The organism is Massilia glaciei (assembly GCF_003011895.2).
GTDB classification, from domain to species: Bacteria; Pseudomonadota; Gammaproteobacteria; order Burkholderiales; family Burkholderiaceae_D; genus Telluria_A; species Telluria_A glaciei.
The window spans coordinates 20,911-39,350 of the sequence record NZ_PXWF02000314.1 but is presented as its reverse complement, the minus strand read 5'-3'; the positions used below and the strand labels follow the sequence as shown (position 1 = coordinate 39,350).

19 protein-coding genes are annotated in these 18,440 nt (G+C 66.1%); 8 read left to right on the top strand and 11 right to left on the bottom strand.

Annotated features, from left to right (window positions below):
- Positions 1-399: 399 nt before the first annotated feature.
- A complete protein-coding gene (locus tag C7C56_RS29135; protein ID WP_181373347.1) occupies positions 400-546 on the top strand; it encodes a hypothetical protein in 147 nt (48 codons plus the stop codon).
- Positions 547-653: 107 nt separating this feature from the next.
- Here the strand turns inward: C7C56_RS29135 and hemE are convergent, their stop codons facing one another.
- Complete coding sequence (gene hemE / locus C7C56_RS25180) at positions 654-1,736, bottom strand: uroporphyrinogen decarboxylase (RefSeq protein ID WP_106760095.1); 1,083 nt, start codon at positions 1,734-1,736, stop codon at positions 654-656.
- Between the two features lie 130 nt (positions 1,737-1,866).
- On the opposite strand from hemE, the gene C7C56_RS25175 reads away from it, so the two are divergent.
- From C7C56_RS25175 to C7C56_RS25145, 7 genes are all read left to right on the top strand, one after another.
- Positions 1,867-3,804 carry a dipeptidyl-peptidase 5 gene (locus C7C56_RS25175; RefSeq protein ID WP_106760094.1) on the top strand — a complete coding sequence of 646 codons (1,938 nt, stop codon included), beginning with the start codon at positions 1,867-1,869 and terminating at the stop codon, positions 3,802-3,804.
- Entirely contained in the window at positions 3,801-7,940 is a 4,140-nt protein-coding gene (locus C7C56_RS25170) for a DEAD/DEAH box helicase (RefSeq protein WP_106760093.1), read from the top strand. The genes C7C56_RS25175 and C7C56_RS25170 overlap by 4 nt, the downstream gene beginning before the upstream one ends.
- Positions 7,941-8,271: 331 nt before the next feature.
- Positions 8,272-8,757 (top strand): hypothetical protein, encoded by a 486-nt coding sequence (locus tag C7C56_RS25165; protein WP_106760092.1) that lies wholly within the window; start codon positions 8,272-8,274, stop codon positions 8,755-8,757.
- 108 nt (positions 8,758-8,865) lie between these two features.
- Positions 8,866-10,716, top strand: a complete 1,851-nt coding sequence (locus C7C56_RS25160; protein WP_106760091.1) for a DUF885 domain-containing protein — start codon at positions 8,866-8,868, stop codon at positions 10,714-10,716.
- Between the two features lie 22 nt (positions 10,717-10,738).
- Positions 10,739-11,494, top strand: a complete 756-nt coding sequence (locus tag C7C56_RS25155; RefSeq protein WP_109246600.1) for an alpha/beta hydrolase — start codon at positions 10,739-10,741, stop codon at positions 11,492-11,494.
- A 114-nt stretch (positions 11,495-11,608) separates the two neighbouring features.
- The gene (locus C7C56_RS25150; RefSeq protein WP_106760089.1) at positions 11,609-11,878 is read left to right on the top strand and encodes a hypothetical protein; all 270 of its coding nucleotides are present in this window, start codon (positions 11,609-11,611) and stop codon (positions 11,876-11,878) included.
- A gap of 66 nt (positions 11,879-11,944) precedes the next feature.
- Positions 11,945-12,448: a DUF6265 family protein gene (locus tag C7C56_RS25145; protein WP_106760088.1), complete on the top strand. Its 504-nt coding sequence runs from the start codon at positions 11,945-11,947 to the stop codon at positions 12,446-12,448.
- 187 nt (positions 12,449-12,635) lie between these two features.
- Here the strand turns inward: C7C56_RS25145 and tatC are convergent, their stop codons facing one another.
- The 10 genes from tatC to hisB all read right to left on the bottom strand — a co-directional run bounded on the left by tatC (position 12,636) and on the right by hisB (position 18,423).
- Positions 12,636-13,391 (bottom strand): twin-arginine translocase subunit TatC, encoded by a 756-nt coding sequence (tatC, locus tag C7C56_RS25140; protein ID WP_106760087.1) that lies wholly within the window; start codon positions 13,389-13,391, stop codon positions 12,636-12,638.
- Between the two features lie 13 nt (positions 13,392-13,404).
- Entirely contained in the window at positions 13,405-13,896 is a 492-nt protein-coding gene (gene tatB, locus C7C56_RS25135) for a Sec-independent protein translocase protein TatB (RefSeq protein ID WP_106760086.1), read from the bottom strand.
- Between the two features lie 43 nt (positions 13,897-13,939).
- The gene (gene tatA / locus C7C56_RS25130) at positions 13,940-14,167 is read right to left on the bottom strand and encodes a Sec-independent protein translocase subunit TatA (RefSeq protein ID WP_106760085.1); all 228 of its coding nucleotides are present in this window, start codon (positions 14,165-14,167) and stop codon (positions 13,940-13,942) included.
- Positions 14,168-14,325: 158 nt separating this feature from the next.
- On the bottom strand, positions 14,326-14,697 hold the full coding sequence (locus tag C7C56_RS25125) for a histidine triad nucleotide-binding protein (protein WP_106760126.1): 372 nt from the start codon (positions 14,695-14,697) through the stop codon (positions 14,326-14,328).
- Positions 14,698-14,710: 13 nt separating this feature from the next.
- Positions 14,711-15,082 carry a phosphoribosyl-ATP diphosphatase gene (locus tag C7C56_RS25120; RefSeq protein WP_106760084.1) on the bottom strand — a complete coding sequence of 124 codons (372 nt, stop codon included), beginning with the start codon at positions 15,080-15,082 and terminating at the stop codon, positions 14,711-14,713.
- Positions 15,079-15,546, bottom strand: a complete 468-nt coding sequence (gene hisI, locus C7C56_RS25115; protein ID WP_106760083.1) for a phosphoribosyl-AMP cyclohydrolase — start codon at positions 15,544-15,546, stop codon at positions 15,079-15,081. Before hisI ends, C7C56_RS25120 begins: the two co-directional genes overlap by 4 nt.
- A gap of 33 nt (positions 15,547-15,579) precedes the next feature.
- Positions 15,580-16,341, bottom strand: coding sequence for an imidazole glycerol phosphate synthase subunit HisF (gene hisF, locus C7C56_RS25110; protein WP_106760082.1), 762 nt, complete (start codon positions 16,339-16,341; stop codon positions 15,580-15,582).
- Positions 16,342-16,350: 9 nt separating this feature from the next.
- Positions 16,351-17,121: a 1-(5-phosphoribosyl)-5-[(5-phosphoribosylamino)methylideneamino]imidazole-4-carboxamide isomerase gene (hisA, locus tag C7C56_RS25105; protein WP_106760081.1), complete on the bottom strand. Its 771-nt coding sequence runs from the start codon at positions 17,119-17,121 to the stop codon at positions 16,351-16,353.
- A 56-nt stretch (positions 17,122-17,177) separates the two neighbouring features.
- A complete protein-coding gene (gene hisH, locus C7C56_RS25100; protein WP_106760080.1) occupies positions 17,178-17,816 on the bottom strand; it encodes an imidazole glycerol phosphate synthase subunit HisH in 639 nt (212 codons plus the stop codon).
- A gap of 16 nt (positions 17,817-17,832) precedes the next feature.
- Positions 17,833-18,423: an imidazoleglycerol-phosphate dehydratase HisB gene (hisB, locus tag C7C56_RS25095; RefSeq protein WP_106760079.1), complete on the bottom strand. Its 591-nt coding sequence runs from the start codon at positions 18,421-18,423 to the stop codon at positions 17,833-17,835.
- Between the last annotated feature and the right edge of the window lie 17 nt (positions 18,424-18,440).

Here is an 18,440-nt window from a genome sequence, read left to right as displayed (position 1 = left end):
ACAAATCGTTTCCGTTTTACCAAAACATTTGTTTGAACGCAACAGTCTCCTTGCTTTACCAATGTGCAACTTTAAATAGTCGTTTATTTTCAATTACTTGCAAACGCGCCCCCAGTGGGGACAACTATTCGCCCCGCGGTGATTCATTGTGCATAAGTGAATGGGCCGTGGTAGTTTTTGTCGTCGAAGTAGGCCGTTTTCCCAAGCCCGGCATGACTGGCCGACCACCTCCACGGGCCGCGCCAGATATACGCTTTGGCGCCAGCAGGACCGTCGCATATTCGATATAAAAATATCATGCATTGCAGCGGCAACCTCATGTGAAACCTTCACATCTCGCCTAAGTCACGGTAAACGCAGCACTTTTTACTTTTATCCACAAATCCTGTTGATAACTTTGTGGACAAGATTCTCAAAACCGTGTTTTCACTCTGCGCCCGCGCCACCGGCGCGCCTGAACAAGCGCAAGCATCAAAATTTAATTCGTTAAAAATCAAGCACTTACGAATAAATAAAAAATCCGGCGCACAAACGTCCACAATCTAGTTGCCTTGCGGAAAAATGTGCATAACTGTGGTTTTTGGCTACAGGGACGGGGCCGCCGGCGGCTGTGATTCAGACCTTTTCGTCCGCGCGGCTTTACCCAGACTACATCACTGGCCGCGCTGCTTGCGGCTGTGGCTGTGCACCGCCTCGACCATCGCCGTGACCGACTCCGGCGGCGTGAACTGTGAAATCCCGTGGCCCAGGTTGAACACGTGGCCCGAGCCCGCGCCCGGCACGCCGTAGGCGTCGAGCGTGCGCTCGACCTCGGCGCGGATCTGGTCCGGGCTGGCGAACAGGATGGCCGGGTCGAGATTGCCCTGCAGCGCCACCTTGTGCCCGACCAGGGCGCGCGCGCGCGCGAGGTCGACCGTCCAGTCGAGTCCGACCGCGTCGGCGCCGATGTCGGCGATCTGCTCGAGCCACAGGCCGCCGCCCTTGGTGAACACCACCGCCGGGATGCGCACGCCGTCCTTGTCGCGTTTGAGCTGGCCGACCACCTGGCGCATATAGTCGAGCGAGAATTTCTGGTAGGCGCCGTCGGCCAGCGCCCCGCCCCACGAGTCGAAGATCATGACCGCCTGCGCGCCGGCGTCGATCTGGGCGTTCAGGTACTCGGCCACGGCGCGCGCGTTGGTGGCCAGGATGTGGTGCATCAGGTCCGGGCGGCTGTAGAGCATCTTTTTGATGGTGTGGAATTCCTTGGAGCCGCCACCCTCGACCATATAACAGGCCAGCGTCCAGGGGCTGCCCGAAAAACCGATCAGCGGGACCCGCCCATCGAGCGCGGTGCGGATCTGGGTGACGGCCTTGAACACATAGTCGAGCGAGTCGAGGTCGGGCGCGCGCAGGGCCATGACCTCGGCCTCGGTGCGCAGCGGACGCTCGAACTTGGGGCCCTCGCCATCGGCGAAATACAGGCCCAGGCCCATCGCGTCGGGCACCGTCAGGATGTCCGAGAACAGGATCGAGGCGTCGAGCGGAAAGCGATCGAGCGGCTGCAGCGTCACCTCGGTCGCGTAGTCGGGGTTTTTCGCCAGCCCCAGGAACGATCCGGCGCGCTCGCGCGTGGCGCGGTACTCGGGCAGGTAGCGTCCGGCCTGGCGCATCAGCCACACGGGGGTGTAATCGGTGGGCTGGCGCAGCAGCGCGCGCAGGAAGGTGTCGTTCTTGAGGGGGGCGAATTGTGGCATGTCTGACAATGGGAGCTTGGAGAAAGCCGCTATTATCGCATCCTATGCCCCCGCCACCCACGCTGCGCAATTGCGCCGGCACCGGGGATTAACTATCATGCGGTACCTTGTCCAATCAGAGCCCCCTCCCATGACCGCCTCCCCACCTAAACAAGCCGCCGAATGCGGCATCTGGCCCTCCCCGATCAGCGCGAGCGTGGTGGCGGCCGGCGCCACGGCGCTCTCGCAGCCCATGCTCGACGGCGCCGACATTTACTGGCTCGAGGGGCGCGCGAGCGAGGGCGGGCGCACCACCCTGATGCGCCGGCGCGGCGGCGTGGTCGCCGAAATGACGCCGGCGCCCTTCAATGTGCGCACCCGGGTGCACGAATACGGCGGCGCGGCCTGCCTGGTGCACGGGGGGGTGGTGTATTTCTCGCACTTCGCCGACAACCGCGTCTACACCATCACCGACGACGGCGCGCCGGTCGCCCTGAGCGCGGGCGGCACGCGGCGCTATGCCGATTTCTGCCTCGACAGCGTGCGCCGGCGCCTGATCGCCGTGTGCGAGGACCACAGCCGCAGCAGCCTGCAGCCGGCCAACACCCTGTGCGCGATCGGCCTCGACGGCAGCGAGACGGTGCTGGTCGAGGGCGCCGACTTCTACGCCGCGCCGCGCCTGTCGCCGGACGGGCGCCAGCTCGCCTGGCTCAGCTGGAACCACCCGCACATGCCGTGGGAGGGCACCGAGCTGTGGGTGGCCAACGTCGCGCCCGACGGCAGCCTGTCGGACGCGCGCGTGATCGACGGCGACACCGACGTCTCGATCTGCCAGCCCGAATGGTCGCCCGAGGGCGTGCTCCATTTCGTGTCGGACCGCAGCGGCCACTGGAATCTGTACCTCATGGCCGGCTCGGCGCCGCAGCCGCTGTGCGCGCGCGCGGCCGAATTCGCGACCCCGATGTGGACCTTCGGCGGCAGCATGTACGGCTTTCGCAGCGAGTTCGAGATCATCTGCAGCTATATAGAGGACGGCGTGAGCCGGCTGGCGCAGCTGTCCACTGTCAGCGGCGAACTGCGCCCGATCGAGCACCCGTACCAGGAAATCCGCGAGCTGCGCGTGTGCGGCGGCACGATCGCCTTCCTGGGCGGCGCGCCGACCATCGCGCTCGAGCTGGCGCGCATCGACCTGTATGGCAAGCGCCGCGAAATCCTGGCGCGCTCGATCGCCCAATTGCCGCCGGTCGCCATGCTGTCGGTCCCCGAGAGCATCAGCTACCCGAGCGCCGGCGGGCGCACCTCGCACGCCTTCTACTACCCGCCATGCAACGCCGGGTTCGAGGCGGCGCCCGGCAGCCTGCCGCCGCTGATGGTGATAGGCCACGGCGGGCCCACCAGCATGGCCAGCAACACGCTCAAGCTGGCGACCCAGTACTGGACCAGCCGCGGCTTCGCGGTGCTGGACGTGAACTACGGCGGCAGCAGCGGTTTCGGGCGCGCCTACCGCGACGCGCTCAAGGGCCAGTGGGGCGTGATCGACGTCGAGGATTGCGTCGCCGGCGCCCAACACTTGGCCGCGCGCGGGCTGGTCGACCCCGAGCGGCTGGTGATCCGCGGCGGCAGCGCGGGCGGCCTGACCACCCTGTGCGCGCTGACCTTCCACGACGTGTTCAAGGCCGGCGCCAGCTACTACGGCGTGTCCGACCTGAAGGGGCTCGACTCCGATTCGCACAAGTTCGAGTCGCACTACACCCAGTACCTGATCGCGCCGCCGCCCGAAGCCGAGGCCCTGTACCAGTTGCGCTCCCCGATCAACCACGCCGAGCGCCTGAAGCGGCCGATGATCTTCTTCCAGGGCCTCGACGACAAGGTGGTGCCGCCGCAGCAATCGGAGGTCATGGTCGAGGCGCTGCGCAGAAGCGGGGTGCCGGTGGCCTACATGACGCTCGAAGGCGAGGGCCACGGCTTCCGCAAGGCCGACAGCATCATCGCCACGCTCGAGGCGGAGCTGTACTTTTACCTGCGCATTTTCGGCCTGGCCTCGGGCGCCGGCGCCGCGATCACGATCGAGAACCTGCCGACGCAATGAGCGAACCGGATCTGCTGACGCGCTTCGAACACGCCGGCGAGCACGAACAGCTGATCGTGGCGATGCTCGCGCTGGCCGGCGAGCCGATGGGAAGGGTGCGCCTGCTGGAGCACTTGGCCGCGGCCCATGTCTTGGACAAGGAGGCAACGCTGTCAGAGCTGCTGGCGCGGATGCGCAAGGACGGCATGGTCGGCGAAATCACCGGACGCGGTTTCGTGCACACGCCGGAGCTGGGCTGGCCGGCGCTGCGGCGCGCGCTCGACCAGGGCAAGTTCTACGCACTGGGCGCGGCGTACACCAGCCTTACCCCGCTGCGCAAGAACTGGCAGGGCTTGGTGGTGCTGCGCAGCTACCGGCAGGGCATGGCGTTGCTGCGCATGGCGCTGGTCGGCGGCGACGAGCCGAAGACGGTGATGCCACTGCTGGCGGCGTGCATGAATTGCCACGAGGCCGGCTACCTGCACCCGCTGGTCGACATCTGCGGCCGTCCGTTCGACCAGGGCATGTTCGCCCGCATCCATCCCTCGATGCGCGACGAGGTGCTCAAGGTGCTGCTCACCAACGCCCAGTTCGAGCCGTCCGACGCGCCGCGCCTGCGCGACTTCGCCACCAACCATGTGCGCCAGGGCGCGGCCTCGATGGCGCTGCGCCTGGTGCTGGCCGAGCACCTGATCCTGTGCGGCCGGCTCGACGACGCGGCCGCGCTGCTGCACGAGCTCGACGATTCGCTGGCGCTGTTCTTCCGCAGCGTGATCCTGCTGCTGCGCGACCAACACGGCGAGGCGCTGGCCGGCTTCGAGCAGTCGCTCAAGCTGGCACGGCGCGAAACGGGCAAGCGCAAGATGGTCTTTCCGGGCATCGGCGGCCACCTGTACGTGCTCGCGCTCATGCGCAGCAGCGACCCCAAACACCACAAGGCGGCCGAGGCCTATCTCGAGCTGGTCGCGCGCGCGGCGCAAAGCCACGACACCGCCGTCTACCAGCAACTGAGCATGCTGCGCCAGATCCGCGGCGGCACCGTCGACGCGGCGGTGCTCCCCTCGCGCAACTGGGAGACGGCGATGCAGCCGTTCATGTTCCGCGCGCTGCTGCACTACTGGCTCGGGATCGCGCAATTGCAGGACAAGCGCGCCCAGCTCGAACAGATGCTCGAGGCGTCCGAACGGGCCGGCTTCGACCTGATCTCGGCGCAGCTCGCCGCGGTGCTGGGCCGGATGGACGGCGTCGGCCACGAGATGCGCGCCATCGCGCTGCGCCAGCGCCACCGCATCCCGGACATGTGCGGCTGGTTCGAGCGCGAGGAAGCCTGGCAGCGCCAGCTCAACGCCCTGATCAACCTGCAGCCGGCGGTCAACGTCGAGGCGGCGGTCAAGGAGACGCGCTTGATCTGGCTGATCAAGTTCGATCCGACCTACGGGGTGCAGGACCTCGAGCCGCGCGAGCAAAAGCGCGACGCCCAGGGCGGCTGGAGCAAGGGCCGCGCGGTGGGCCTCAAGCGCTTGTCCGAAGACGCGGCCGAACTCGAGTTTTTGAGCGCGCAGGACGTCGCCGTGGCCGCCACGCTCAAGGCCTGGAAGTACTACAGCAGCAGCGGCGCGCGCTACGAATTCGACATCGACAAGGCGGTCGCCACCCTGATCGGCCATCCGCTGCTGTTCTGGGCCGACTCGCCCGGCACCCGGGTCGAACTGCTGCCGGGCGAACCCGAACTGCTGGTCAAGGCGCGCGCCGGCCAGGTCACCATCAGCATGCAGCCACCCGTGACCGAGGACACCGACGACACTTGCGTCACGCGCGAGACGCCGACCCGCCTGCGGGTGGTGCAGATCCGCGAGGAGCACCGCCGCATCGGCGCCATCGTCGGCACCGGACTGGTGGTGCCGCTGCACGCCGAAAAACAGGTGCTCAAGGCGATCAGCGCGATCTCGTCGATCGTGACGGTGCAGTCAGACATCGGCGGCAGCGCAATCGACATCGCGCAGGTCGACGCCGACGCGCGCGTGCATGTGCACCTGCTGCCGTACCAGCAGGGCCTCAAGATGCAGGTGCTGGTGCGGCCCCTGCCAGACGCCGGCGCCTACTACCCGCCCGGCAGCGGCGCCGAGTCGGTGATCGCAGATGTGGGCGGCGCGCGCATCGAGGCGCGCCGCGGCCTGAACGCCGAGCGCGAGGCCGAGCGCGAACTGGTGGCAGCGTGCCACGCGCTCGAACAGGCCGAGGCCGAGCATGGCGAGTGGCTGCTCGGGCACCCAATCCAGTGCCTCGAACTGCTGGCCGAACTGCAGGAGCTCGACCCGGCCAAGGTGCTGATCGCCTGGCCCGAGGGCGAGTCGTTCCGGGTTTCCAAGCGGGTCGACAGCAAATCGGTGCGCCTTAAGATCAAGCGCGACAAGGATTGGTTCGCCGCCAGCGGCGAGGTCCAGATCGACGAGGAGAAGGTGATGGACCTGCGCCACCTGCTCGACGCGATCAAGGACAGCAAGGGGCGCTTCGTGGCGCTCGGCGACAACCAGTTTTTGGCACTTAGCTCGGAGCTGCACAAGCGCCTGATGGACCTGGCCGCGTTCAGCGACGCCGATGCCGACGGCGTGCGCGTGCACCACCTGGCCACTTTCGCGCTCGAGGAGCTGGCCGCCGACGTGGGTGGCGTCAAGGCCGACAAGGTCTGGAAGGAGCACCTCGCGCGGCTGGCCGACACCGCCACCTTCACGCCGCAGCTGCCAAGCACCCTGCAGGCCGAATTGCGCGACTACCAGGTCGACGGCTTCGCGTGGCTTGCGCGGCTGGCCCACTGGGGCGTGGGCGCCTGCCTGGCCGACGACATGGGGCTGGGTAAAACGCTGCAGGCGCTGGCCCTGATCTTGTCGCGCGCGCCGCAAGGGCCGACGCTGGTGGTCGCGCCGACCTCGGTGTGCATGAACTGGGTCAGCGAGACGGCGCGCTTTGCGCCCACGCTCAACGTCAAACTGTTCGGGGCCGGCGACCGCGCCCAGATGCTGGGCGAGCTGCAGCCGTTCGACCTCGTGATCTGCAGCTATGGACTGCTGCAGCTCGAGGCGGCGCAGTTCGCCAAGGTCGACTGGAACGTGATCGTGCTCGACGAGGCGCAGGCGATCAAGAACAACGCGACCAAGCGCTCGCAGGCCGTGATGGCGCTGCAGGGATGCTTCCGCATGGTGGCCACAGGCACCCCGCTCGAGAACCACCTGGGCGAGCTGTGGAACCTGTTCCGCTTCATCAATCCGGGGCTGCTCGGCACCAGCGACCAGTTCAACCTGCGCTTCGCCGGGCCGATCGAGCGGGCCCAGGACAAGCTGGCCGAAGCCGCTGCGCGGGCGCGCCTGCGGCGCCTGATCCAGCCGTTCATCCTGCGCCGCACCAAGCGCCAGGTCCTGGCCGAACTGCCGTCGCGCACCGAGATCGTGCTGCCGGTCGAACTGACGGCCGAAGAGACCGCGCTGTACGAGTCGCTGCGCCGCGACGCGCTCGACAAGCTGGCCTCGCTCGAGGCGCCGGCCAACCAGAAGTCGATCCAGATCCTGGCCGAGATGATGAAGCTGCGGCGCGCCTGCTGCAACCCGAACCTGGTCGCGCCCGAGCTGGGTCTGCAGAGCAGCAAGCTGACGGTGTTCGCGCGCCTGCTCGACGATTTGCTCGAGAACCGGCACAAGGTGCTCGTGTTCAGCCAGTTCGTCGACCATCTGAGCCTGATCCGCAAGCACCTCGACGCGCGCGGCATCGGCTACCAGTACCTCGATGGCGCGACCCCGATGCAGGAGCGTAAAAAGCGGGTCGACGCGTTCCAGGCCGGCCAGGGAGACGTGTTCCTGATCAGCCTCAAGGCAGGCGGCGTGGGCATCAACCTGACCGCGGCCGACTATGTGATCCACATGGACCCGTGGTGGAATCCGGCGGTTGAGGACCAGGCGTCGGACCGCGCCCACCGCATGGGCCAGCTGCGCCCAGTGACGATCTACCGGCTGGTGTCGCGCCACACGATCGAGGAGGGCATCGTCGACCTGCACAAGCACAAGCGCGATTTGGCCGACAGCCTGCTCGAGGGCAGCGACCTGGCGGCGAGGATGTCGCCGCAGGATATGCTCAAGATGCTGCAGGAGGGGAGAGCAGGGGTTTAGCGATGCGAAGCATTGCTCCTGCGAGCCGGTCTGCGCATGCTTGCGCAGACTCCCTCCCTACAGGGACACAGGGGAGAGCAGGGGTTTAGCGATGCGAAGCATTGCGCCTGCGAGCCGGTCTGCGCGTACTCGCGCAGACTCCCTCCCTACAGGGACACAGGGGGAGAGCAGGGAATTCGTAATGCGAAGCATTGCGCCTGCGAGCCGGTCCGCGCATGCTCTCCGCATACTTACAGCGACAGTAGGGTTTGGCGTACACCCCTATTTCGTGACATCATCATGGCCTCAGCGTGACAAACCGCGTTCGCGCCAAAGAACAAGAAGGACAAAGATGGAACAAGACAACGCAGGACAGGTCGGCGCTGGCGCCATTGTGGTCGGCACCAAGTCGTGGGTCGCCTACCTCGGCACGCTGCTGCTGGCGGCGGTGCTGTTTGGCGGCCTGCTGCCGCTAGCGTTCATCTGGAACGAGACCGCGGCCGCCGTGGTGCTGGCCGTGTCGGCACTCATCGTCGGCTACCGCATCCTTTCGCTGCGCAGCGTCCAGCTGTACTACGATGACATCGGGGTCTGGGTCTATTCGGGCATTTTGCCCTGGAAAAAGGGCTTGGACGGCGTCAAGTGGCGCGACATGGACGAGGCCGTCTTCGAACCGGGATTCTGGGGCTGGGTCTCGGGCTCGTACTCGGTGCGCATCGGGCACCGCTTCACCAAGAATAGCGAAATCTACCTCACCCATATCGGCGGCGGGCGCGACGCGGTCGTCCGTCTAAACAAGAAACAACAGGAATTGATGCGCGCGGGCGTGATCGATTAATCGGCGCGCATTCCGTCTGCACAGTCGTCAATACAAATTGCAATTACAAGTCGCGACTTAAAAGTCGCAACTACAAGTCGCAACTACAAGTCATAAGGTGGTCTGAACATGTTGAAAAAGAAGATAGCGCTCGCCGTCGTGCTGGCGATGTTCGCCGTGGCACCGGCAAGCGCGGCCAAGTCGAAAAAAAGCGGCGCCAAGGCCAAGTCGGGCAAGACGGTCAAGGCGCGAGGCGCCAAGGCCAAGGCGCCCCTGCGCAAGGCCGTGGCCCCGCCGGTCGACACCGGCAGCCGCCAGGACCGCGCCTTCAATACCCTGAGCATGCGCTTCCTCGGCGAACTGTGGCGCGTCGACCCGGAAAGCGCGATCGCGGCCGGCAAATACGAAACGGCGGCCCGCCTGACGCTGCCCAACGTGGCCACCCGCGCGCAGCAGATCATGTTCGCCGACGACTGGCTCGAAAAATTCGGGCGCCTCGATCCGCGCCAGCTCTCGGACAAGCAACGCACCGACCTGGCCCTGCTGACCAACAAACTCAACGCCGACCGCTGGTACCTGACCACGTTCCGCGAGTTTGAATGGAATCCCTCGCTCTACAACGTGGCCGGCCCGATCGACATGGTCCTCAACGCCAGCTACGCGTCCAAGCCGCAGCGCCTGCGCACCCTGCTCGCGCGCGTCGCCAACGTGCCGGCCTATTACAAGGCGGCGCGCGAGAGCATCGTCACCCCGACCCACGAACACACCCAGCTCGCCATCAAGCAGGCGCCCGGCACGCTCTCGCTGCTGGCCGACCTGCGCAAGGAAATGCTCGAATCGATCCTGACCCCGGCCGAGAAGCGGCTGGCCGCCCGGCGCGTGGCCGCGGCGATCGACGCCGTCCACGGTTTCGTGTCCCACCTCACCACGCTCGACGCGCTGCAGCAGGCGACCAACAGCTCGCGCTCGTTCCGCATCGGCCAGGCCATGTACGAGGCCAAATTCAGGCACGACATCCAGTCCGGCAGCAGCGCCGAGCAAACCTACCGCAAGGCGCTGGCCGCGCGCGAACTGCTGCTGGTGCAGATGAACACCCTGGCCGACGAGCTCTGGACCAAGGTCATGGGCAATGCGGCCAAGCCGGCCGACCGCTCCGCCAAGATCGGCATGGTGATCGACCAGCTCTCGACCCGCCATGTGGCGCGCGCCGACTTCTTCCCCGAGATCCGGCGCCAGATTCCCCTGCTCCAGGAATTCGTCATCGCCAAGGACCTGCTCACGCTCGACCCGGACAAGCCGCTGATGGTGCGCGAGACGCCGATGTACCAGCGCGGCGTGGCCGGCGCCAGCATCGAGGCGCCCGGCCCTTACCGCCCGCAGGACCCCACCTACTACAACGTCACGCCGCTCGATGGCGACACGCCGGAGGCGGCCGAGAGCAAGCTGCGCGAGTACAACCACTGGATCCTGCAGATCCTGAACATCCACGAGGCCATTCCCGGCCACTACGCGCAGCTGGTGCACGCCAACAAATCGCCGTCGCTGATCAAGTCGCTGTTCGGGAACGGCGCCATGGTCGAGGGCTGGGCCGTCTACGGCGAGCGCATGATGCTCGAGAACGGCTTTGGCGAGAACGCCCCCGAGATGTGGCTGATGTACTCGAAGTGGAACCTGCGCAGCGTCACCAACACCATCCTCGACTACAGCGTGCACGTGCTGGGCATGCAGGAGCAGGAGGCGGTCAACATGCTGACGCGCCAGGCGTTCCAGACCCGCAGCGAGGCGACCGAAAAATGGCACCGCGCGAAAGTCAGTTCGGTGCAGCTGACCAGCTACTTCAGCGGCTACAGCGAGATCATGGAATTGCGCGAGGAGCGCAAGCAGGCGCTCGGCCCGCGCTTCGTGCTCAAGGAATTCCACGACAAATTCCTCAGCTATGGCAGCGCGCCGGTGCGCGTGATCAGAGAGCTCATGCAATAGCATGGGCAGGGCTGCCCGGCGCATGTTGAGCATCATCCTGGCGGGCGCGCTGATCGCCTACGCGCTGGCCTGCCTGGCGCTGTTCCTGATGCAGCGCTCGATGATCTACTTCCCGCAGCCGCGCAACCAAACCACGCCGGTCATGGCGCTCGAGGTGCCGGGCGCGCGCCTGAACCTGTCGGTGCTGCCGCGCGCGGGCGCCAAGGCGCTGGTCTATTTCGGCGGCAACGCCGAGGACGTCGCGGCCAGCCTGCCGTCGCTGGCGCGGCTGTTCCCGCGGCATGCGCTGTACCTGATGCACTACCGCGGCTACGGCGGCAGCACGGGCGCGCCTTCCGAGGCGGCGCTGGCGGCCGACGCGCTGGCGCTGTTCGACCGGGTCCACGCGGACCATCCGCAGGTGCTGGTCATGGGGCGCAGCCTTGGCAGCGGCCTCGCGGTGCGGCTGGCCAGCATGCGGCCGGTGGCGCGTCTGGTGCTGGTGACCCCGTACGACAGCATCGCCGCCCTCGCCGCCGGCCAGCTCCCGTATTTTCCGATCCGCTGGCTGCTCACCGACAAATTCGAGTCGTGGCGCTACGCGCCCAAGGTCGGCGCCCCGACCACGCTGCTGGTCGCGCAAGACGACACGCTGATCCCGCCCGCCAGCTCGCGGCAGCTGCTCGCGCGCTTCCAGCCGGGCGTGGCGCGCCTGGTGCTCATTCCCGGTGCCGGCCACAACACGATTTCGGGCGAGCCCGCCTACGAGGCCGCGCTCGCGGGCCTGGCCCGCGATTGATCAGTTACTGCGGCAAGCCAATCATTGGCTTGATCTAGCTCAATAGTAGGCGCTGTTTATTGCAGTTTTGCCATGCTACCCTTTCCTTCGATCAATTCCGTAACGGAGGTTCGAATGGGCATCAAAGAGCTGGGCATGGAGCTGGACAGCCTGCTGACGGAGCGCGCCGAGATCAACAACGACCTGGCGCTGGCCAAGAACGCGGGGCGCCTGACGGTCGCCTTGCACCTGCGCGAGTCGCTGTGCCATTACGACCGCTGGATCAGGGATAAGCGCGACGAGATCGCGCAGCTCGAGGCGGTGGTGGAGGAGCGCGTGGCCGATGCCATGGACGCACTGCGGCCGTTCCCGCTCGTGCAGCAGCCGGGCTTGCACCTTCCCTGAAGCTTGTTGCCCCCCGCCATGGGGCCGGTGCTAGACTGACGGGCCGTCCACCTGCCAAGGAATCCCATGCGCAAGCTGCTGCTCGCCGCCATCGCACTTGCCGCCCTCGGCGCGCAGGCGCGGGCGGCAGAACCCGACATCAACAAGCTCGCCTGGCTGTCGGGCTGCTGGCAGAGCGACACGGGCGAGGCGGGCTCGGGTGAAAACTGGGGCAGCCTGGCGGGCGGCACCATGCTCGGCGCGGGCCGCACGGTCAGGCAAGGCAAGACGGTCGACTTCGAGTTCATGCAGTTGCGTGCGCTCGACGATGGCAGGCTCGCCTTCGTGGCCCATCCGGCGGGGCAGCCGGGCGCGACGTTTCCCTTACTGCGGATCAGCGACGTCGAAGCCGTGTTCGAAAACCGTGGGCACGATTTCCTGCAGCGCGTGATCTACGCGCGCGAGGGCGCGGCCAAGCTGCGCGCGCGCATCGAGGGCATGCGCGGCGGCAAGATGAAAGTCATTGAATTCCCGATGAGCCGGGTCGGCTGCGATCAAGTGAAAATCATTACCGATTATAAGATTTCGTAACCGGGGTCTGACCCCACTTATGAAATTTTTTGCCGGATCGGGCGCTCCGCAGGGGCTGCGGCGTGGTCTGGCGCCAATTTATTCCTATATCGGGGTCAGACCCCGGTTTTAAAAAGGCTGTGATCTTTGGTTGCGATTGCGGCGGTGGGGGCTGCCGGCCGGCATGGCGGTCGGCGGCAAGGGCGGACTAGGCCGGTTCTTCCGGCGCCTGGGTCGCCTTGACGAACATCGGAGCGATCAGGATGCCGAGCTCGAACAACAGGCACATCGGGATCGCCAGCGACAGCATGCTCACGGCGTCGGGCGGGGTCACGATGGCGGCGATCACGAACGCGCCCACAAAGGCGTAGCGCCGCACCTCCTTGAATTTCTCGATGCTGACGATGCCCATGCGTACCAGGATCACCACGACCACCGGCACCTCGAAGGTCGCGCCGAAGGCGAGGCACATCGACATGACGAAATCGAGGTAGTTCTCGATGTCGGGCATGACCGCGATCGAGGCCGGCGCGATGGCGCCGATGAAGCTGAACACGCGGTTGAACACGAAAAAATAGCAGAACGCGACGCCCGCCATGAACAGCAGCGACGAAGAGACCACCAGCGGCAGCACCAGCCGCTTTTCGTGGGTGTACAGGCCGGGCGCGATGAACGCCCACAGCTGGTAAAACACCCACGGCAGCGCGATGATGAACGAGACCACCAACGCGACCTTCATCGGCACCATGAACGGCGAAATGACGCCCGTGGCGATCATGCTCGAGCCGGCCGGCAGGGCGTTGACCATCGGCGCGGCCACGTAGTTGAAGATCGCGGTCGGGCCCGGGAAGAACATCAGGGCCGCGCATATGACCGCCACGCCGATCACGGCGCGCATGACGCGGTTGCGCAGCTCGATCAGGTGCGAGATGAAGGTCTCTTCGACGGGGGCTTTGTCTGTCATTTAGAAGAGCAGGTTAAAAAAACGTCGAGGTGGAGGTGGCGCGGGGACGGTGTTTGCGCACGCGCGCGGCACCGGAGATGATATGCGTCTTGCCACCGTGGCGCTGCTTGTACCAGCCCGGCACCGCCGAATTGCGCGACAGTTTTTTGCGCCGGAAGTCGCGCGCCTTGCGCTCGAGGTCGGACATGCTCGCCTTTGGCGTGAAGCTGCCGCGCCAGGCCGCCGCCGCCGCGTCGTCGTCGACGTCCTCGACATGCTGGCCGAGCGACTGTTCGACCTCCTGCCGGATCGACTGCGCGCTGTCCTGCACCTCTTTTTTCAGCTCGCGCAACTCCTCGAGCTCGATCTCGCGGCTGACCTCCGATTTGATGTCGTGCAGGTAGCGCTGCGCGCGCCCGTACAGGGTCCCGACCATGCGCGCCACCTTGGGCAGCTTTTCAGGGCCGATCACGACGAGTGCCACGACGCCGATGATGGCGATTTTGGTGAGTCCGAGGTCGATCATTGAATGTCAAGGCAGCTGTCCGGGCGCACGCGGCGCGCGGGCATCAGTGCCTTGTTTTCTCTTTCGTGTCGACGTCGATGGTGGATTTATCGCCCAGTTCCTCGGTGCGCGCGGGCGGCACGTTTTTATCGTCCTCGCCCTTGATGCCGTCTTTGAAGCCCTTGACGGCCTTGCCGATGTCGCCACCCATGTTGCCGAGTTTTTTGGTGCCAAAGATCAGAATGACAACCACCAGCACGATGACCCAATGAATCCAGCTAGTTCCACCCATACTATTTCTCCTTGCAGCGCCGGGGCGCCCGCGAATTCGTCAAATGCCTCGAAATTGCCTCGATTGCGGCCAAAGCCGCAGCTCCAACCTGTTGTCAAGCACAGTATACGCGATGTGCCGGCGACGTGCGGCCGATACGCCGCGCCGGCAACGCCGATCTACCGCGGGCCGCGCCACGGCCGCGGCCCGCCGTACATATGCAGGTGCAGATGGTACACCTCCTGACCGCCGTCGGGGCCGCTATTGATGAGCGTCTTGTAGCCGCCCCCGGGCGTGCCGTCGGCGTCGTAGCCCACGGCGCAGCCATGCTCGGCCGCCAGCCTCGGCGCCAGCGCCAGCATCTTGCCCAGCAGCGCGGTGTGGCTGGCGTCGCAGTCGGACAGGGTCGCCACATGCAGCTTGGGGATGACGAGCAGGTGCACGGGCGCGGCCGGATTGATGTCCTTGAAGGCCAGCAGGTCCTCGTCCTCGTGGACGATCGTGGCCGGGATTTGTTTCGCGGCGATTTTGCAGAACAGGCAATCTGACATGCTCAACTCCGATTCAGTGTTTGTCGTTTTCGGCGGCGTCGCGCAGCGCGTCCTTGCGGGCGGCTTTTTCTTCGATGCCGGAGACGCCCTCGCGCCGCGCCAGCTCGTCGAGCACCTGCTGCGGCGTCAGGCCGAACTGGGCCAGCATCACGAGCGAATGGAACCACAGGTCGGCGCATTCGTACAATACCTTGGAGGCGTCGCCGTCGACGCGCGCGTCCTTGGCGGCCATCACGGTCTCGGTCGCCTCCTCGCCGATTTTTTTGAGGATGGCGTCGTCGCCCTTGGCGAACAGGCGCGACACGTACGAGGTGGCCGGGTCGCCGCCGTTCTCTAACTTGCGCGATTCGATGATCGCGGCCAGCCGGGCCAGTGTGGCGCTCATGGGGTCTTCTTGGTCTTGGGGGTGTAGAAAGTGGACGGGTCGCGCAGCACCGGGTCGGCCTCGACCCAGTCGCCGCTGGCGGCGTCGCCCTCGAATTTTTGGTAAAAGCACGAGTGGCGCCCGGTGTGGCAGGCGATGCCGCCGGTCTGCTCGATGGTGAGCAAAATGACGTCCTCGTCGCAGTCGAAGCGGATCTCGCGCACCTTCTGGATGTGGCCCGACTCCTCGCCCTTGTGCCACAGCTTGCGGCGCGAGCGGCTCCAGTAGACGGCTTCGCCGAGCTCCACCGTTTTGGCGAGCGCGTCGCGGTTCATCCAGGCGAACATGAGCACGTCCTTGGTGCCGGCCTCCTGGGCGATGACCGGCACCAGGCCGTTCTCGTCCCAGTTCACCTTGAGCAGCCACTTGGCGTTGCCCGCGCTCGGCGCATTGCCGGTCTGCGCATTTCCAGTCTCATTAACCATGCCGGGATCCTTGTCTCAAAACGTGGGCGGGCATCAGTCCAGGCGCATCGGAATGCCCTGCGCGGCCATGAAGCGCTTGGCCTCCTGCACCGTGTGCTGCCCGTAGTGGAAGATGCTGGCCGCCAGCACCGCGTCGGCGTGGCCCTTGAGAATGCCGTCGGCCAGGTCCTGCAGGCCGCCCACGCCGCCCGAGGCGATCACGGGGATGCCGACCGCGTCGGAGACGGCGCGCGTGAGGCCAAGGTCGAAGCCGACCTTGGTGCCGTCGCGGTCCATGCTGGTGAGCAGGATCTCGCCGGCGCCGAGCGACGCCATCTTGCGCGCCCATTCGACCGCGTCGAGCCCGGTGGCGCGGCGCCCGCCGTGGGTGAACACCTCCCACTTGCCGGGCGCGGTCCGCTTGGCGTCGATCGCGACGACGATGCATTGCGAGCCGTGCTTTTGCGAGGCCTCGAACACCAGCTCGGGGTTGGTCACGGCCGAGGTGTTCATGCTGACCTTGTCGGCGCCGGCGTTGAGCAGGCGCCGCACGTCGGCCACCTGGCGCACGCCGCCACCGACGGTGAGCGGGATGAACACGGTCGAGGCGACCGCCTCGATGATGTGCAAAATGAGGTCGCGGCCGTCGCTCGAGGCGGTGATGTCGAGGAAGGTGATCTCGTCGGCGCCCTGTTCGTCGTAGCGGCGCGCGATCTCGACCGGGTCGCCGGCGTCGCGCAGCTCGGTGAAGTTGACGCCCTTGACGACGCGCCCGTCGGTCACGTCAAGGCAGGGAATGATGCGTTTTGCGAGCATGGGTTCGGCCTACTCGCCGTCGGTCAGTTCGTCGGCGCGCAACTGGGCCGAGGCCAGGTCGAGCGTGCCCTCGTAGATCGAGCGGCCGCAGATGACGCCCTCGATGCCCTCCTCCTGCACCGCGCACAGGTCCTCGACGTCTTTGATGTTGTGCACGCCGCCGGAGGCGATCACGGGGATCTTGACCGCCTGCGCGAGCTTGACGGTGGCCTCGATGTTGACGCCGCCCATCATGCCGTCGCGCCCGATGTCGGTGTAGATGATGGACTCGACCCCGTAGGCCTCGAATTTTTTGGCCAGGTCGATGACCTCGTGGCCCGACATCTTGCTCCAGCCGTCGGTGGCGACCTTGCCGTCCTTGGCGTCGAGGCCGACGATGATGTGGCCCGGGAAGGCGCCGCAGGCGTCGTGCAAAAACCCCGGGCTTTTGACCGCGGCGGTGCCGATGATGACGTAGCTGATGCCGGCGTCGAGGTAGCGCTCGATCGTGTCGAGGTCGCGGATGCCGCCGCCGAGCTGCACGGGGATCTCGTCGATGTCGTTGTCGAGCGCGTACTCCTGCACCACCTTCAGGATCGCCTTGATCGCGGCCTCGTTTTTGGGCTTGCCGGCGAAGGCGCCGTTCAGGTCCACCAGGTGCAGGCGGCGCGCGCCCTTTTTAAGCCAGTGCAGCGCCATGTCGGCGGGGTCTTCGGAGAAAACGGTGGCAAGTTCCATATCGCCTTGTTGGAGGCGGACGCAGTGACCGTCTTTCAGGTCGATGGCGGGAATGAGCAGCATGGTGGTTGTCGTCTGGTTGGGTGGGTGGGTGGAAATCGGGGGTCGGAGGGGACGGCTCAGGGCTGCCAGTGCACAAAATTGCGGTACAGGCGCAGACCGGCGGCCGCGCTTTTCTCGGGATGGAACTGGGTCGCGAAGATGTTCTCGCGCGCGACCGCGCTGCAAAAATCGTCGCCGTAGTCGGTCTCGCCGATGCTGTGCGCGGGGTCCGCCGGCTTGGCGTAGAAGCTGTGCACGAAATAGAAGTAGGCGTCGTCGGCGATGCCCTCCCACAGCGCGTGCGGGCGCACCTGGCGCACCCGGTTCCAGCCCATTTGCGGCACCTTGAAGCGCGAGCCGTCGGCCTGCAGCCGGCCCTCGAGCTGGAAACGCACGACCTTGCCCGGCAACAGGCCGAGGCCGGGGGTGTCGCCCTCTTCGCTGATGTCGAACAACATCTGCTCGCCCACGCACACGCCCATGATGGGGCGCGTTTTGGCGGCGCGCAGCAGGGCGTCCTGGACCCCGGACTCGCGCAGGCTGCGCATGCAGTCGCGCATCGCGCCCTGGCCCGGCAGCACGATGCGGTCGGCGCTGTCGATGTCTTGGACCTCGCCCGAGATCAGCACATCGGCCTCGGGCGCGACCGCGCGCAGCGCCTGCGCCACCGAGCGCAGATTGCCCATGCCATAGTCGACGACGACGATCTTGTTCATACGGTCCCGTTCATGTTTACAGGCAGCCTTTGGTCGAGGGGATGGTGCCGGCGGCGCGGGCGTCGAGTTCGGCGGCCATGCGCAGCGCGCGGCCGAAGGCCTTGAACACGGTTTCGCACTGGTGGTGGGCGTTCTCGCCGCGCAGGTTGTCGATGTGCAGCGACACCAGCGCGTGGTTGACGAAACCCTGGAAGAATTCGTGCGCGAGGTCGACGTCGAAATTGCCGATCATGGCGCGCTTCCAGGGCACGTGCATCTCGAGCCCCGGACGGCCGGAGAAGTCGATCACCACGCGCGAGAGCGCCTCGTCGAGCGGCACGTAGGCGTGGCCGTAGCGGCGGATGCCCTTCTTGTCGCCGATCGCCTGCGCCACCGCCATGCCGAGCGTGATGCCGGTGTCCTCGACCGTGTGGTGGGCGTCGATGTGCAGGTCGCCCACGCATTCGATGTCGAGGTCGATCAAGCCGTGGCGCGCGATCTGGTCGAGCATGTGGTCGAGGAAGGGCACGCCGGTGTTGAGCTTTTGCTGGCCGGTGCCGTCGAGGTTGATCGCGACGCGGATCTGCGTCTCGTTGGTGTTGCGCGTGATTTGTGCGGTGCGGGTCATGGACGTGGTCTGTGGGT